At 31.7% G+C, this 17,235-nt stretch carries 16 protein-coding genes; 12 read left to right on the top strand and 4 right to left on the bottom strand.

All coding sequences use genetic code 11. The features are described 5' to 3' along the window. Nucleotides 1-126 precede the first annotated feature (126 nt). The 3 genes from proS to MEVAN_RS08070 all read left to right on the top strand — a co-directional run bounded on the left by proS (nucleotide 127) and on the right by MEVAN_RS08070 (nucleotide 4,341). Entirely contained in the window at nucleotides 127-1,512 is a 1,386-nt protein-coding gene (gene proS, locus MEVAN_RS08080) for a proline--tRNA ligase (protein WP_012066380.1), read from the top strand. 113 nt (nucleotides 1,513-1,625) lie between these two features. Next, nucleotides 1,626-2,285 (top strand): archaeal proteasome endopeptidase complex subunit beta, encoded by a 660-nt coding sequence (gene psmB / locus MEVAN_RS08075; RefSeq protein ID WP_012066379.1) that lies wholly within the window; start codon nucleotides 1,626-1,628, stop codon nucleotides 2,283-2,285. Between the two features lie 148 nt (nucleotides 2,286-2,433). Continuing rightward, nucleotides 2,434-4,341, top strand: a complete 1,908-nt coding sequence (locus tag MEVAN_RS08070; protein ID WP_012066378.1) for a beta-CASP ribonuclease aCPSF1 — start codon at nucleotides 2,434-2,436, stop codon at nucleotides 4,339-4,341. A gap of 149 nt (nucleotides 4,342-4,490) precedes the next feature. On the opposite strand, the gene MEVAN_RS08065 is transcribed toward MEVAN_RS08070, so the two are convergent. Beyond that, nucleotides 4,491-5,792 carry an NCS2 family permease gene (locus MEVAN_RS08065; RefSeq protein ID WP_012066377.1) on the bottom strand — a complete coding sequence of 434 codons (1,302 nt, stop codon included), beginning with the start codon at nucleotides 5,790-5,792 and terminating at the stop codon, nucleotides 4,491-4,493. 103 nt (nucleotides 5,793-5,895) lie between these two features. On the opposite strand from MEVAN_RS08065, the gene sepS reads away from it, so the two are divergent. Continuing rightward, nucleotides 5,896-7,509 (top strand): O-phosphoserine--tRNA ligase, encoded by a 1,614-nt coding sequence (gene sepS / locus MEVAN_RS08060; RefSeq protein ID WP_012066376.1) that lies wholly within the window; start codon nucleotides 5,896-5,898, stop codon nucleotides 7,507-7,509. 63 nt (nucleotides 7,510-7,572) lie between these two features. On the opposite strand, the gene feoB is transcribed toward sepS, so the two are convergent. The 3 genes from feoB to MEVAN_RS08050 all read right to left on the bottom strand — a co-directional run bounded on the left by feoB (nucleotide 7,573) and on the right by MEVAN_RS08050 (nucleotide 9,953). Beyond that, the gene (gene feoB, locus MEVAN_RS08055) at nucleotides 7,573-9,513 is read right to left on the bottom strand and encodes a ferrous iron transport protein B (protein WP_012066375.1); all 1,941 of its coding nucleotides are present in this window, start codon (nucleotides 9,511-9,513) and stop codon (nucleotides 7,573-7,575) included. After that, nucleotides 9,506-9,658 carry a hypothetical protein gene (locus MEVAN_RS08950; RefSeq protein ID WP_156769210.1) on the bottom strand — a complete coding sequence of 51 codons (153 nt, stop codon included), beginning with the start codon at nucleotides 9,656-9,658 and terminating at the stop codon, nucleotides 9,506-9,508. The genes feoB and MEVAN_RS08950 overlap by 8 nt, the downstream gene beginning before the upstream one ends. 88 nt (nucleotides 9,659-9,746) lie before the next feature. Next, the gene (locus MEVAN_RS08050; protein ID WP_012066374.1) at nucleotides 9,747-9,953 is read right to left on the bottom strand and encodes a FeoA family protein; all 207 of its coding nucleotides are present in this window, start codon (nucleotides 9,951-9,953) and stop codon (nucleotides 9,747-9,749) included. Nucleotides 9,954-10,077: 124 nt separating this feature from the next. Here MEVAN_RS08050 and MEVAN_RS08045 point away from each other — a divergent pair, with 124 nt between their 5' ends. The 8 genes from MEVAN_RS08045 to MEVAN_RS08010 all read left to right on the top strand — a co-directional run bounded on the left by MEVAN_RS08045 (nucleotide 10,078) and on the right by MEVAN_RS08010 (nucleotide 17,123). Further along, a complete protein-coding gene (locus MEVAN_RS08045; RefSeq protein WP_048059184.1) occupies nucleotides 10,078-10,482 on the top strand; it encodes a metal-dependent transcriptional regulator in 405 nt (134 codons plus the stop codon). Nucleotides 10,483-10,647: 165 nt separating this feature from the next. Beyond that, the gene (locus MEVAN_RS08040; protein WP_012066372.1) at nucleotides 10,648-11,805 is read left to right on the top strand and encodes a hypothetical protein; all 1,158 of its coding nucleotides are present in this window, start codon (nucleotides 10,648-10,650) and stop codon (nucleotides 11,803-11,805) included. A gap of 164 nt (nucleotides 11,806-11,969) precedes the next feature. Then, nucleotides 11,970-12,554 (top strand): rubrerythrin, encoded by a 585-nt coding sequence (gene rbr, locus MEVAN_RS08035; protein WP_012066371.1) that lies wholly within the window; start codon nucleotides 11,970-11,972, stop codon nucleotides 12,552-12,554. 211 nt (nucleotides 12,555-12,765) lie between these two features. Next, a complete protein-coding gene (locus MEVAN_RS08030; protein ID WP_012066370.1) occupies nucleotides 12,766-13,959 on the top strand; it encodes an ABC transporter permease in 1,194 nt (397 codons plus the stop codon). Further along, on the top strand, nucleotides 13,960-14,709 hold the full coding sequence (locus MEVAN_RS08025; RefSeq protein ID WP_012066369.1) for an ABC transporter ATP-binding protein: 750 nt from the start codon (nucleotides 13,960-13,962) through the stop codon (nucleotides 14,707-14,709). After that, nucleotides 14,703-15,182 carry a GbsR/MarR family transcriptional regulator gene (locus MEVAN_RS08020; protein ID WP_012066368.1) on the top strand — a complete coding sequence of 160 codons (480 nt, stop codon included), beginning with the start codon at nucleotides 14,703-14,705 and terminating at the stop codon, nucleotides 15,180-15,182. The genes MEVAN_RS08025 and MEVAN_RS08020 overlap by 7 nt, the downstream gene beginning before the upstream one ends. Nucleotides 15,183-15,289: 107 nt before the next feature. Further along, nucleotides 15,290-16,528 carry a COG1361 S-layer family protein gene (locus tag MEVAN_RS08015; RefSeq protein WP_012066367.1) on the top strand — a complete coding sequence of 413 codons (1,239 nt, stop codon included), beginning with the start codon at nucleotides 15,290-15,292 and terminating at the stop codon, nucleotides 16,526-16,528. A gap of 52 nt (nucleotides 16,529-16,580) precedes the next feature. Next, on the top strand, nucleotides 16,581-17,123 hold the full coding sequence (locus MEVAN_RS08010; protein ID WP_012066366.1) for a winged helix-turn-helix domain-containing protein: 543 nt from the start codon (nucleotides 16,581-16,583) through the stop codon (nucleotides 17,121-17,123). Nucleotides 17,124-17,235: the final 112 nt, after the last annotated feature.

Below are 17,235 nucleotides of genomic sequence, written 5' to 3'. Positions count from 1 at the left end.
TTATCTTTTTAGAGGTTATAAGTAATATTATAATCAATAATCTACAAAACTACAAATATCCTTTGAATCGGCATGTGCGTTCATTATGTATTAATTATGTACTTATATACTATTTATGGTGAAAAAATGGAATTTTCAGAATGGTACAGCGAAATTTTAGAAAAGGCTGGAATTTACGATTTGAGGTACCCTATAAAAGGATGCGGTGTTTATTTACCTTATGGTTTCAAAATCAGACGTTATTCATTTGAAATTCTAAGAAAGTTGTTAGATGACACGAACCATGATGAAACACTATTTCCAATGCTAATTCCTGAAAACTTGCTTGCAAAAGAAGGAGAACATATTAAAGGGTTTGAAGATGAAGTATACTGGGTAACCCATGGTGGAAAAAGCCCTTTAGAAATAAAACTCGCTTTAAGGCCAACTTCTGAAACTACGATGTACTACATGATGAAACAGTGGATTAAAGTTCATACTGATCTTCCAATGAAACTATATCAAGTTGTGAACACTTTTAGATATGAAACAAAACATACTCGACCATTAATTAGATTAAGAGAAATAATGAGTTTTAAAGAGGCCCATACAGCCCATTCAACCCAGGACGACTGTAACAAGCAGATAAAAGAAGCTATTGAAATATATGGCAAATTTTTTGATGAAATATGTATCCCAGTCATTATTTCAAAAAGACCCGAATGGGATAAGTTTCCCGGTGCAGACTACACAATGGCGTTTGATACAATTTTCCCAGATGGAAAAACGATGCAGATTGGAACGGTTCATAATTTGGGCCAAAATTTTGCAAAGACGTTTGAACTCGAATTTGAAACTCCTGACGGAAATAAAGACTATGCCTACCAAACCTGCTATGGAATATCTGATAGGGCGATTGCATCATTAATTGCAATTCATGGGGATGAAAAAGGACTTGTAATTCCAATAGATGTTGCACCAATTCAGATTGTACTTATTCCATTACTATTTAAAGGAAAAGAAGAAATTGTAATTGAAAAAATTAAAGAATTAAGTAAAATTTTAAAAACAAAATACCGAGTTCATGTTGATGATAGAGACATTCGCCCAGGCCGAAAATATAACGACTGGGAGATAAAAGGAGTTCCTTTAAGGATTGAAATTGGCCCACGAGATATTGAAGAAGGAAAGGCAGTTATTGTTAGAAGAGATAATGGCCAAAAAATGACGGTTGAAGCTTTTAACATTTTAAACGAAGTAGAAAAAACCTTTGAAGATTATAAGGCTAGTTTATTACAAAAAGCGACTGAAAAACTTGAAAAATACATAACCGTAATAGAAAACGATAAAAAAGACCTTTTATTACTTTCAGAAAAGGTAAAATTTGCTCTTTCTGAAAGTAAAGGCATTATACTCGTCCCATACATTGAATCAATCTATAATGAGGAATTTGAAGGGTTAATTGATGCATCCGTACTTGGATTAACTACTTACAATGGTAAAGAGTACATCTCAATTGCAAGAACTTACTAAATGTTTTTAAATTAAATTCATTGTTTTCTAAATACTACTATTTCTTTTATTTTTAAAACCGTAGACTATATAAAGAATATATTATAAATTGATTTATATTAAATGGTGATACGATGATATCAGGCAGCGAATACCATAAGGAATACATGAAAGGAACAACTACCGTAGGATTAATTTGTGAAGATGGCGTTGTTTTAGCTACTGACAAAAGAGCTACAATGGGTAACCTCATTGCTGACAAAGAAGCGAAAAAGTTATATAAGATTGATGACTACATAGCAATGACTATAGCTGGAAGTGTAGGGGATGCCCAATCACTCATCAGGTTGCTTTCTGCGGAAGCTAAAATATACAAGATGAGAACTGGAAATAACATGACTCCACTTTCCTGTACTACGTTAACAAGTAATGTCTTACATGGTAACAGGCATTATCCTCTTTTAACACAATTAATAATTGGTGGATACGACCTTATCAATGGACCAAAATTGTTTTCACTCGACCCTGTTGGAGGCATTAATGAAGAATCTTCATTTACGGCCACAGGTTCAGGTTCACCTACTGCTTACGGAGTACTTGAAGCAGAGTATAAATCCGAAATCAACATTGAAAAAGGCTTACTTATTGCAGTAAAAGCCCTTATATCCGCAATGCAAAGAGATGCATACTCTGGAAACGGAATTTCGTTAGCAAAGATAGATAAAACTGGAGTAACATTATATTCTGATGAAGAAATTGAAAACTTGGTAAAAAAAGTAACTAAAAAGAAATAACTACTTAAACGTACTATTTTTATAGTACAATATCAATTACAATTATTGAAAAGGATTCTTTTCAAATTTTTTTTATGATTTTAAAACATCAAACAATTTTATAGGCGTTTTCCGAATTTAAACACAATACTACATAGGAGGGACTATTTTGTCAGCGGAAGATATATTAAACGAGATAAAGGCTGAAGTTATACGCAAAGCCCCAGGAAATGCGGTAATTACGGATGTCGAATTTGAAGGTTCAGAAGTAGTAATTTATGCAAAAAATCCAGAACTTTTTTCAAACAGTATTATAAAAGAATTTGCAAGGGATTTTAGAAAAAGGCTTGCAATAAGGCCTGATCCTTCTGTTTTAGTCGAACCTGAAGTCGCAAAAGAGCAGATTTTAAAGATAGTTCCTGAAGATGCTGAAGTTACAAACTGCGTGTTTGATGCAAATACTGGCGAAGTAATTATCGAATCAAAAAAACCGGGACTTGTAATTGGAAAAGAAGGCTCAACCCTTGAAGATATTAAAAAAGCAATTCAATGGGCCCCAAAACCAGTTAGGACTCCACCAATTCCATCAGATACTATTAAAGCCATTAGGGCTACAATGTATCGTGAAAGAACGGATGTAAAAGATATTTTAAGGAGAATTGGAAGAAGAATACATAGGGATGTACGATTGAGAGACGATTCATGGATTAGAACTTCTTTTTTAGGCGGGAGTAGGGAAGTTGGAAGAACATGTATCTACCACCAAACTCCGGAAAGTAGAATTTTAGTGGATTGCGGTATTAACATTGCAGTAGATGACGAAAAAGCTTTTCCACATTTTGATGCGCCGGAATTTTCAATTGATGAAATCGATGCTGTTGTTGTAACTCATGCCCACCTTGACCATTGTGGATTTATTCCAGGATTATTTAGGTATGGCTATGATGGGCCAGTATATTGTACAAAACCAACTAGAGATTTGATGACCCTTCTACAAAAAGACTACGTTGAAATTAGCGAAAAAGAAGGAAAGAATGTTCCATATTCCTCAAAAGATATTAAAAACGCAATAAAGCATACAATACCTCTTGATTATGGCGTTACCACAGATATTGCACCTGCAATTAAATTAACATTACATAATGCAGGGCATATCTTGGGTTCCGCAATTTCACACTGTCACGTTGGAGATGGACTCTATAACGTTGCATACACAGGAGATATTAAATTTGAAGCTTCAAGATTATTAGAACCTGCAACATGCCAATTCCCAAGACTTGAAACACTCATTATTGAATCCACGTATGGGGGGTACGATGACGTACTTCCAGAAAGAGATGAAACTGAAAAAGAGTTCTTAAATGTAATGTTGGAGACCACCTCTAGGGGCGGAAAAGTAATCATTCCCGTATTTGGTATTGGAAGAGCCCAAGAACTAATGCTTGTTTTAGAAGAAGGATATAATCAAGGTATATTCAATGCTCCAGTTTACCTTGATGGTATGATATGGGAAGCTACTGCAATTCACACCGCTTATCCAGAATATTTATCTAAAGCGATGAGAAACAGGATATTCCATGAAGGAGATAATCCATTCCTTTCAGAAGTATTCAAAAAAGTTAAGAATACAAACGACAGGAGAAACATCATGGATGGAGATGAAGCTTGTATCATTCTTACAACTTCAGGCATGCTTAGTGGTGGCCCGAGTGTTGAATACTTTAAGAATCTTGCAGAAGATGAAAAGAACGCAATCGTGTTTGTAGGGTATCAATCTGAAGGAACATTGGGTAGAAAAATCCAGAGAGGATTTAAAGAGATTCCCCTAATGGGTAAGAACGGAAGGAGTAAAGCTGTAAAGGTAAACCTTTCAGTTCATACCTTAGAAGGGTTTTCAGGGCATAGTGATAGAAAGCAGTTGATAAAATACTTAAGAAAGTTAAAACCAATTCCAGACCGTATATTAACGGTTCACGGTGAAGCTTCAAAGTGTATTGATCTTGCAAGTACTGCATATAAACTCTTTAAAAAAGAAACCCGTTCACCAATGAATCTTGATTCTATAAGGCTTAGGTAATTGAAATTACTTAAAATTAATTAAAATTATTTTTTTAGCTATTACTTTAAAATTTATTTTTTATTTTTTCCGTTTAAGTTAAAAGTTTTTTAAAAAAGTATTCAAAATTATCTATTTTTAAAAAAAATAAAAATTTAAAATAAAAAAATTTAAGGCAGTACAACAAATTTCAATGCAAAGAGAATTGCAAGTAAATAAACTATTGGATGAACTTCTTTTGCACGTCCTGCAATTATTTTAATTAGCGGATAGAATATAAATCCTAATTGAAGCCCTGTTGCAATACTGTAGGTTAGTGGAATCGTAATTAATGTAATGAATGCAGGAACTGATTCAGTAATATCTTCCAAGTCAATTTTTCTTATTGCGGATATCATCAACGCACCAACAATAATCAAAGCAGGTGCTGTTGCATACCCGGGTATTGCTGCAACAAATGGGTGAAAGAACATCGAAAGTAAAAATAGTGCAGCAACTACTACTGACACAAAACCGGTTTTTCCACCAAGTCCAATTCCCGAAGCTGATTCAATATAACTTGTAACTGTTGAAGTACCCAATGTTGCCCCGACAGCAGTTGCAATTGAATCTGACATTAATGCTTTTTCAGACCTTGGAAGTTTTCCATCTTTTAGATATCCTCCTTGTGAACTCAATGCACCAAGCGTTCCAAGGGTGTCTAATAAATCAACCAAGAATAAAGCTAAGATTATGTTTACAAGGCCAATATTAAGCGCACCCATGATGTCCATCTGCATGAACGTTGGTGCAAGAGAAGGTGGCATTGCAATGAGTCCAGAAGGAAGTGCAGAAACGCCTAAACCCATTCCAATTAGTGCTGTAAGAATTATTCCCCAAAGAATTGCACCAGTTACTTTTCTTGCCATTAAAGAAGCTGTTACGAACAATCCAAACAGTGCTAAAAATGTTGCGGGAGATAATATATTTCCTAACCCAACAAGGGTGGCATCGTTTGCAATGATTACATTGGCAGATTTTAGGCCAATAAACGCAATAAATAAACCTATACCCACAGCAGTACCATATTTCAATGCATTTGGTATTGCATCAAATATCCACGTCCTTATTTTAGTTATAGTCAATATTGTAAACAGTATGCCCGAAATAAAAACAGCACCAAGTGCAACTTGCCAGCTAAGCCCTAAACCATTAACAATATAAAACGTAAAAAATGCATTCAAGCCCATACCTGGTGCAAGTGCAAATGGGTATTTAGCATAAACCCCCATAATAAATGTGCCTATTGCTGCAGAAATACAGGTTGCAGCCATTACTGCCCCAAAATCCATTCCTGCAAGACTTAATATTTGGGGATTTACAAATATAATGTACGACATGGTCATAAATGTAGTAATTCCAGCCATGGTTTCTACTTTGAAGTTTGTATTGTGCTCTTCAAAGTTAAAGTACTTTTCAACAAACTTTGACATAACGTCACCCCGATTAATTAATATATAATATTGGCATTTATTATGATATAAAGATTACATTACACATTACTACCTATATAAATTCAGGATTTCAGTGATAATAATGTTTAAACGAGAAGAAATCATCGAAATGGCAAATAAGGACTTTGAAAAGGCTTGGATAGAAACTAAAGGCCTCATAAAGTCTAAACGAGTAAATGAAAGTTATCCGAGAATTAAACCAATTTTCGGAAAGACACACCCTGTAAACGATACTATTGAAAATTTAAGGCAAGCATATCTTAGAATGGGGTTTGAAGAATACATAAATCCAGTAATTGTTGATGAAAGGGATATTTATAAACAGTTTGGCCCAGAAGCTATGGCAGTGTTAGATAGGTGCTTTTACCTAGCAGGCCTCCCAAGGCCAGACGTTGGATTAAGTGATGAAAAAATTTCCCAAATTGAAAAACTTGGAATTAATGTATCTTGCCACAAGGAAAGCTTGCAAAAAATACTTCATGGATATAAAAAAGGAACTCTTGATGGCGATGATTTAGTTTTAGAGATTTCAAAAGCTCTTGAAATTTCAAGTGAAATGGGTTTAAAAATTTTAGAAGAAGTTTTCCCAGAATTTAAAGATTTAATTGCGGTTTCTTCAAAATTAACTTTAAGAAGCCATATGACTTCAGGTTGGTTTATAACTCTTTCAGAACTTAATGGTAAAAAACCGCTTCCTTTTAAGCTATTTTCAATCGACAGGTGCTTTAGAAGGGAACAAAAAGAAGATAAAAGTCATTTAATGACTTATCACTCTGCATCGTGCGTAATTGCTGGAAAAGATGTAGATATTAACGATGGAAAGGCAGTTGCAGAAGGACTTTTGTCACAGTTTGGATTTACAAACTTTAAATTCATTCCTGATGAAAAAAAGAGTAAGTATTATACTCCAGAAACTCAGACTGAAGTTTATGCATACCATCCAAAATTAAAAGAATGGCTTGAAGTTGCAACTTTTGGAGTATATTCACCAGTTGCACTTAGTAAATATGGAATAGATGTTCCGGTAATGAATTTGGGGCTTGGTGTTGAACGACTTTCAATGATATCTGGAAATTTCGAAGATGTACGTGAAATGGTATATCCCCAGTTTTACGAGCAGAGCTTATCTGATAGAGCTATTTCATCAATGGTAAAATTCGATAAAGTCCCAGTACTGGACGAAATTTACGATTTAACGAAAGAATTAATTGATTTATGCGTTAAAAACAAAGATATAACATCGCCTTGTAACCTTAAATTAGAAAAAACGTTTATTTTTGGAAAAACAAAGAAAAATGTTAAAATCATTGTATTTGAAAAAGAAGAAAACAAAAAATTACTTGGCCCTTCAATTTTAAACGAGATTTACGTTTATGATGGAAATATTATCGGCATTCCAGAAACTTTTGAAGGGGTAAAGGAAGAATTTAAAGAATTTTTAGAAAAAGGAAAAGTTGAAGGAGTAACTACCGGTATTCGATACATTGATGCATTGTGCTTTAAAATTACATCTAAAGTAGAAGAAGCATTTGTTTCAAATACTAGTGAATTTAAATTAAAAGTTCCAATTGTTAGAAGTTTGAGCGACATTAACTTAAAAATAGAAGAAATCGCATTAAAACAGATCATGAGTAAAAATAAAGTTATCGATGTAAGGGGGCCCGTATTTTTAAATGTTGAAGTGAAAATTGAATAATAAATTACATAAAAAATTTATATTTATTAAAAGTATTTATCTTAAAAAAGTTAGTGATCGGGCTTAAAATCCAATCAACTTTCCAATATTATATGCCATAATCCCAACAAACGTTGCGAGTAAGATATTATAAGAAATACTAAATGCAGTCCATTTAATACTTCTTGTTTCAAGATAGAATGCCGCAATTGTTGCAATACAAGGTATATAAAGTACTGAAACGAGTGTAAGTACAAATGCTTGTAAAGGGCTTATGAAGTCCGAGATATTTCCTGGATAAAGTATACTCAAACTTGAAACAACTAATTCTTTTGCAAATATACCAAATACGAGTGAAACTGCGCCCCTCCAATCAAGGCCCATGTATTTAGTTACAATTTCAAGAATATTTCCAAGTACCATCGCATAATTTGAATCCGGACTTGGATAAGTTATAAGCCCATAAAACAAAAGCGAACCTAATGCAATTATTGTTCCTGCTTTTTTCAAAAACTCTTTACTTTTTTCCCATGTCATTTTAAAAATATTTTTCCAGTCGGGGATCCTGTAAGGTGGAAGTTCAAAAATATATTCTTCAGAATCTCCCTTTATAAATTTGCTCAGTACATATGAAACTAAAAATAAAAGCCCGAATGTAATTCCAAGTATTGCCATTGTAAATAATACTGCACTTTCAATAAAAAACGCCGATGCAAAAAATCCAATAATTATAAATCTCGCAGAACAGGGAATAAGTGGAGTTATAAGTAAAGTTATAAGTCGTTCCTTATGGCTTGAAATGAATCTCGTCCCCATTAATGCTGGAACACTACATCCAAATGCGGTTATTAATGGAATAAATGATTTTCCGCTTAATCCCATTTTTGACATTATATTGTGTGTTAAAGCAGTAACTCTTGATAAATAGCCCGTATCTTCCAGTGTTGAAAGAGAAAACATTATCAAAAATATCATCGGGAAAAATTCCAAAACTGCCCCAACTCCAGCTAAAAGTCCATCAACGATAATTCCCGAATAGGATTCAGAAAGTATAATTAATAAATATTCACCCAATATTTCAAAAAATTCCCCAATGATCCCTGAAAATAATTCTCCAACACCAAATACGAAATTATACATTAAATATAATACTGCCGCAAATATAACGAGTCCATATACTGGATGAACCACTATTGTATCGATATCTTCATAAAGTTCACTGTTTACCATAACTCCGGCTAAAATTTCATCACATTTTTTATATCTCTGCTCTACAATATAACTTTCAACATCGTGCTTTATTTCATTTTCTACTTCAGCTTTCAAGTTATTTATAAATTCCATTAATTCTAAATTCTTTGAAAATTCCTTTAATACATCAGGGTCACTTTCTAAAAGAGATATTGAAAGCCATCTTTTTGGAAGTTTTTGGTAAGTGCTAGAAATTTTATAATTTCCTTCTTCAAGCTTTTTATCTATTTTATGGATTGCATTTTCCAACAGTTTTGAATAAGTTACAGGATTTGCCCGATATTCACTGGTATATACTGAATCTTTCAATGAATCAATTCCTATTTTATGCCTTCCAGAAGTCCTAATTACTTTTAAACCCAACTTTTCGCTTAATTTCTGGTCATTTATATGTATACCAAATTTTTCCGCTTCATCAATTAAGTTAAGGCATATTATTGGAGAAATTCCAAGTTCAATTAGTTGTAGCGTTAAATATAAGTTTCTGTTAATATTTGGCGTATCAATTACATCAATAACTGTTGCACCGGGATTTTCAATTAAATAATCTCTTGCAATTTTTTGATCTAGTGAATCAGACATTAATGAGTAAATTCCAGGTAAATCAACTACATTGTAATTCTTATCATTTAGTTTAAAAAATCCTTCTTTTTTTTCTACCGTAACTCCCGGCCAATTTCCAATTCGTTGTTTCATTCCAGTTAACTGATTAAATAGAGTAGTTTTGCCAACATTTGGTTGACCGATTAGGGCAATATTTTTTTCTTCATTCATCCTCTTCACCGTAGTTGTCGCATTTTTGGGATTTTTTACAGGAACTATTTGAACAGCACGAACATGTTTTATTTAATACTGCCTTTGATATCCGTACAAGTATTTTTTCAAAAAATCCTTCTTTTTGATTATTTGGTTTTTCCATTTTCTTACCTGTCTAATTACGGTTAAACGTTGAATTATTCTAACGTGGTTTAAATAATCAGAATTTAAGACATTTAAGTACGTTTAAGTTATTCTACAAATATGGATCTCGCCATTCCTCTACCGATAGCAATTTTGGAATTTCCAACCCGGATAAGAATTGGGCCTTGATTATTTTTTGATATTATCGTTATTTTAGAACCGGGGATAATTCCAAGCTCGTAAAACTTTCTACAGCTTCCTTCAACCTTTAAAACCATGTAAGACCCTGGGTTTTTTTGTAAAATGCTCTCCATAAAACCACCAGCTATATATAATAATAAGCCATATACTATATTTAATACATATTAAACAATTTAAATAAGATTAAATACATCTATGTGCATTCCATGCTATTTATATTTTTCTTTTGGTGGTAATTTGGTATCTCAAAATATTGAAGATTATCTTGAAACTATTTTTTTATTCATAAAGGAGAAAAAAAGACCAGTTAAAACAACAGAACTTGCAAGACTAATGAATGTACAGCCTGCTGCGGTAACTAGCATGGCTAAAAAATTAAGTCATGATGGATTAATTCATTATGAGCCATACGTTGGAATATATCTTGATGAAGATGGCGAAGAAATTGCAAAAAACACGCTTAGAAAACACCGTATCATTGAATATTTTCTTACAGAATTTTTAAATCTGGATTTAGATTTCGCAAAAGATGAAGCTTGCAAAATAGAACACGTGGTTTCCGATAAAACTATTGAAAAATTGTATGAATTTATAGATAAGCCTGAAAAGTGTCCGCACGGCGAAAATATAAATTTAAAATAAGCTTAAAATAATTTTAAACTAGTTTTAAAATACCAATATACTTTTTTACAATGTCTAAATTTTAAAAACAAAATCATAACGATTAAATATTGTTTGAAGGCATATTTGATTTAGTATCCTCTTTTTATTTTAATACGGTTAGACTGTTTTACTAAGGTGCATCGAATGTCTGAAAGAAATAATGATGAAGAAATTGAAAAAAACATCTTAAAACATCTTTATAAAATAAATAGTCGGGATTCCGACGCTTTTTTATCGTTAGAAGTGTTTAAAACGGAATTTAATTTAGAGGGGGGCGAACTTTATCGAAATATTGATTCTCTTTTTGAAAAAAAATTGATTTTGAAGGGCAAAAATCCTGAAGTTAAAGGATACAATATAAAATTATCTCAAAAAGGAATTGAATTTTTTGAAAATCCAGTATTTATTCGTGAAGAAATTGAAAAAGCGTATAGAACATTTAAAATATATTCTGATGAAGTATCTAACGCGTCATATGAGAATTATTCAAAATCTCTATCTGATTTTTTAAATTATTGTAAAAAAAATGAAGTTTTAGACATGGTTATTTTTAGGTTATGTAATGCTGAAAGGGATTTTGAAAAGTGGTATGATAGTTTATTAAATTCAAAAGTTCATTCAAATGCGCTTCCCCTAGACGAAGACGAAAAAATATCCATACTATATCGATTTTTAAACGAAATAAATTCTGGAAAAATTAAAATTTCAGAGTTTGTTAATTCAGAATATAAAATTTCTGGAAAGGCTGAAGAAATCATTAAAAAATTCAATCAAAGTATTTTTAGCCATTTTGTAAGGGGAATTGATTTAAAACTTAAAAAAATGATGATTAAAGTGGAAAAACTACAAAATTCAGAAGATTTAACGTCTGAAATTTCAAAAAAAAGTATAAAAGTCAGAAAAATAGACTTTATAGATAGCGACTCATTTGTGTCTAAAAAAAGACTCGAAAACTTCGAAAAAAGCCCTAAAAAAGAATTATTGCAAACTGAAGTTATTGACGGAGATGCTTTGAGTCGAAAATTATCGAAAAATAATTCCAGTTTAAATTTACTTGAACAAGGTTTATTAAATATCGCTGAAGAATTAAGAAATGATAAAAAACCTGTTGAAGCCATTTCTTACGTTTATTTACTTTCAAAAAAAGTTGATTCATCAAACGTTTTAGAAATTCAAGAGTTATTAAGAGAAGCAATTTTAATTGAACCGTCTTTAAAAGATAAGTTTAAAGAGCTTGCAATGTCATCAAGCATTGAAATTGCAAATACTGAAATTATTAAGGGTATTTTGTCAATTATTTAATTTTTAAATTATTTAACTAAACATATATTAAACAGAAAATTAACAAAAATTAAAATTCAATGATATTAAAAAGGATAGCACAATTGCCCCTAAAAAGATTTAATTGATAATCAATAAATATGGGTAAAATCATATTTGGTAATGCGTATAAGAGGTGATGGTTTTTGAAAAAAACTCTAGAAAATTTAGCAAAGGCATTTATTGGGGAGAGTCAAGCAAGAAATAGATATACAATATATGCAAAAATTGCACAAAAGGAAGGGTATGAAAAAATATCCGAAGTATTTACAATAACTGCAGAACAAGAAAGGGAACATGCAAAGTGGCTTTTTAGACTAATTACTCAATTAAAAAAGAATGAAAATTATGAAGCTGACTTAATAATTGATGGTGCAGAGGTTCCAACAGTACTTGGAAACACACTTGAAAATTTAAAATCCGCAGCTAGTGGTGAAAATCACGAATACACTGAAATGTACCCGGAATTTGCAGATATAGCTGAAAAAGAAGGATTTTTAGATATTTCAAAAAGGTTAAAAGCAATTGCTGCTGCTGAAAAACACCATGAAGAGAGATATTTAAAATTAATAGAGCAGTTGGAAAAAGGAACAATGTTTAAAAAACATGAAGAAATTTTTTGGGGATGTAGAAAGTGTGGATATAGGGCAGTTGGTACTGATGCACCTGTAGAATGTCCATCATGCGGGCACCCAACAGCATACTTTGAAAAACAATGTGAAGAATACTAATTTATTTATTTATTTATTTATTAACCCGCTTTTTTAATTTTTAAACGTTATTTAACGTTTTAATAGTTTATAAATGGCTTTAAAATGTTAGAAATATATTTATACTATTAGTTCAGCTAGTTTAGTAAATACTAAATTATGTAAAATAAAAGGCATGCCTTATAAAAATAATATAAAGAGTACAGGAAATCTGCACTTTCTGGTGAAATTAATGAATCTAAAAGATATTATTTCGTTTGCAGGTAAAAATATAACCCAAAAAAAGACACAAAGTCTTTTAACAATAGTTGGAATTGTTATCGGGATTTTAGCAATTGTAAGTTTAATATCTCTTGGTTACGGCGTTCAAAATTATATTACTGAAGAAATTTCAACTGCCGGTGCAAATGTAATCACGATTCTTCCTTCAAAAGACTTTGGTAGTATGTCATCAGCCAAAAACTTTAATGAAAGGGATTTAAAGGCCGTAGAAAAAGTAAGGGGTATTGAAAGTGTATTATATGGTTGGTCAGGAGCTTCAATTGTTAAATATCGAGATCAAGAGTCATATTCTTACGTGTTTGCTACAAAACCTTCAACATATCAAGAATTTTATACTGGTGCGTATGGTTACGGTCTTGAAAGCGGTAGGTGGATGAATGATAATGATAAATATTCCTGTGTAATAGGTTACAGCCTTTCAAAAACCGCTTTTAATCGAGAAATCAGAATTGGGGATCGAATTGAAATAGGCGATAGAAAATATAAAGTGGTCGGAATTTTAGCACAAGTTGGTAACCCTAACGACGATAATGCAGTAGTAATCCCTTATGAAGCTGGAGAAGAACTTTTTGAAGTAAATAAAGAATATAATTTTATGGCTGCACTTGTAAGGCCAAATACTGATGTAATAAAAATTTCAGAAGATATTAAAAAAGAAATTGAAAAGTCACGAGGAGATGAAAACTTTTCAGTTTTAACTTCAGAACAGCTTGCAGAATCAATTAACAGTATATTCTCAGTTTTAACACTATTTTTAGTAGGCGTTGCTGGAATTTCATTATTAGTTGGTGCAGTTGGAATATCAAATACCATGCATATGAGTATTTTAGAACGAAGAAAAGATATTGGAATTTTAAAAGCTCTTGGTGCTGAAAATAATACAATTCTTTCAATATTTGTTATAGAAGCTGGATTTTTAGGATTATTTGGTGGAATTATAGGAACGGTTTTTGGAATTTTAATTGCAAAAGCAATAGAATATTTTGCAAAGATTGCAGGATATGGGCTTATTAGAGCATGGATTTCTCCAGAATTAATATTTGGTGTATTAATATTCTCATTTGTTGTAGGAATATTAAGTGGATACTTCCCTGCAAGAAGTGGAGCTAAATTAAATCCAGTTGATACTTTAAGGGGTGAATAAATGGCCTTAATTGAAACTAAAAAAATAATAAAAATTTACGGAACCGGTGAGGCCAAATCTACCGTTTTAAAAGGTATAAATTTAAAAATAGAAGAAGGAGAATTTGTAATGATAATGGGGCCGAGTGGTTGCGGTAAATCCACATTCATGAACATATTGGGCCTTTTAGACGTTCCAACAAAAGGAGATATTTTTATTAAAGACAAAAAAACTACGAAGATGAATGAAAGTGAAAGAGCAGTTTACCGTAGAAAAATTAGTGGTTTTATATTCCAGCAATTTCACCTGATAAATACGCTGACAGCACTTGGTAATGTGGAATTACCGATGGTTCTTGATGGTAAAAATGAATTAAAACGTAGAAAAAGGGCTAAAGAGCTATTAAAAATGGTAGATTTAACTGAAAGAGAAGATTATAGGCCCTCTCAACTTTCAGGCGGACAGCAACAAAGAGTCGCAATTGCAAGGTCACTATCAAATAACCCAAAAATTCTCTTTGCAGACGAACCTACTGGAAATCTTGATAGTAAAAGCGGAAAACAGGTCATGGAAATATTAAAAAAACTCCATAAAGATGGAATGACAATAATAATGGTTACACATGACGAATACATGATAAAATACGCTACAAAAATCATTAGAATGAAAGACGGGGAAATTTTAAGGATTGAAAAAATTGAAAATGGGGAAGTGGTGGGTACCGAAGAATTTAAAAACGAAAATACCCAAAAATTGGTGCAAAAATGGTAAAAAGATATTTGAAAGAAGAAGATGCATTTATCGAGCAGTTTGGGAACTTTTTTGAATCAAATGGTTCAGTTCCACGGATTGCAGGTCGAATTCTTGCGTATCTTTTAATATGTGACCCCCCGTACCAAAACTCAAAGCAGTTAGTTGAAAGGCTCAATATATCTAAAAGTTCCGTGAGTAACATGATTACTCTCCTTACACGAGCCAAACTTGTAAAGCAGATGAATTTTCCAGGGCAAAGGGAGCGTTATTACTATATCGAGGAAAAATGTTTTGAAACTCTATTATTAACGCAGTTTGATACAGTTTCCAATTTACGTATAATTTTAAAGGAAGGTAAGGCGTTACTTGAAAACAAAACTCCGGAATTGTCAAATAGAATTGGTGAAATGGATAAAATGTACGAATTTTTAGAAATTGAAATGCCGGAACTACTTAAAAAATACCAAAATTTCTGTAAAAAGCATGAATAAATCCAAATATATATTGGTTGGTGAGACCATGTGATTAAAGTTATAATTTATTAATTTTCTATAAATTAATTCTTTAAATTTGTTCCAAAAATAAAAAAAGTGATAATATGAAAATGTTAGTTAAGTCAGGGCTACTATTGCTACTAATTACAATAATTACAAATTCTTTTGCACTGGCTATCGATAATCCGCAGTATGCAATAGACAATGCAAAACTTGGGGATACAAATCCGCAGATAATACATCCTGGAGATTATGTAAATATCTGGATAAAAATTACTAATGATGATTATGATAAACAATTAAAAGACATCCGGGTAGAAATAAATCCGCATTATCCATTTGAATTAAAGCAGGTAAATCCAAAAATAGGTACTGCTGAAATTTCCCACCTTAATGAAGGTGAATCAGATATAGTATACTTTAAACTTTATGTAAAAGAAGATGCACAATCTAACGATTACAGAATAGATGTTAAAGTAATCGCAACTGAATATGAATCAAAGGGGGATTTAAAAGAAAAAACAAAGGAAATAACCAAAGTGTTTTATCTTCCAATATATGGAATTGCAAAGTTCGAAATTGATTTAAATAGCAATAATCCAATAAATCCATCGGAATCAGAAAATTTAGACATAATTTTTAAAAATCAAGGTACGGGTACTGCAAAATATCTAACTGTAAATTTAAAAGGTTCAGATAGTCTTGGAGTAGTTGGGCCTACAACGTTTTACCTTGAATCTTTAAGGGCAAAAACTCAAAAGTCAATAAATGTTGATGCATACGTAATTCCAAATACTCCCGATGGAATATATTCCTTAAATGCGGAAATTTCATGGATTGGAGAAGACGGTTTAGAGTATAATTCAGATATTCCAATAAATTTAAAAGTAAAGACTACTGTATTTGATACTCAACCATTCATGTATTTAGATGGCATAAAAAGAATTTCAGGAGGTCAAGAAGTTACTGTTGCAATAGCAAATCGTGGAACCTCGAAATTAAGACATTCTGTTTTAGAAATAGACGGAGTAACTGAATTAAACGATAATTACATAAGATATCTTGGAGATTTAGATGAAGACGATTCTGACTCTGGAATTTATGAATTATATGTATTTGGAGATTCGAAGGTAAATTTGACTGCAAAACTAACATATTTTGATGATTATAGGAATGAGTATGTAATTATACAAAATTTTGAATTGGATCCAAAAAACAGTCAATTCGTATCAGAAGGGCCAAACTACATGATATTTGGATTATTTGCGTTAGTTTTGGTTGTTGTATACCTAATATATAAAAGGTGGAAAAAGAAAAATAGGAACCTTGATGAAGACGAATAACTTTATATATTCCTTATTCTTTTGACAAATTATATATTTAAAGTGTGCCACTATGAAAAGTTTAGAGCTGAATAAAAAATTTTTAAAAGCATTATCCTCACGTTCAAGGATATCCATCTTAAAAACGCTAGGCGGTAAAAACCATACTGTAACAGAACTATCTAAGACATTAAATTTATCCAAATCAACAGTTCATGAACATTTATCAATACTTGTAGACGGGGAACTCGTAATAAAAAATGAAGACGGTAGAAAATGGGTATACTACGGATTAACAGATAAAGGAAAGTATTTAGTCCATAAAGACATTGAAAAAATGATAGTGATGTTCCCATTGTCCGTATTAGTATTTTTAAGTGGAATATACAGTATAATGTTTCTTGAATTCAAGAAAATTGAAAGTTACAGGGGAGTTTTAAAAACTACATCGTTAGATACGGCAGTTTTTGAAAGTGCTTCCACATATAGATCAATTGATAGCATTTATTTAAATAGCTATCATGATTTAAATTTAGTAATTGGAACAGGACTTATATTGCTAAGCCTTCTTATTATGTACCACTTGATTTTAAACGTTAAAGTAAAGAAAATTTAATTTTTTCATTTTTTTATTATCCATACGTTTTAGATTCACCGAACAATTTAAAAACTATTTTAAGGTACCCTTAACAAACTAATTTTATAGAAAAATTATTTTGGTGATTTTC

Origin of the sequence: Methanococcus vannielii SB (assembly GCF_000017165.1) — an archaeon.
Taxonomy (GTDB): domain Archaea; phylum AGJL01; class Methanococci; order Methanococcales; family Methanococcaceae; genus Methanococcus; species Methanococcus vannielii.
This window is presented reverse-complemented; position numbering and strand designations above follow the sequence as displayed.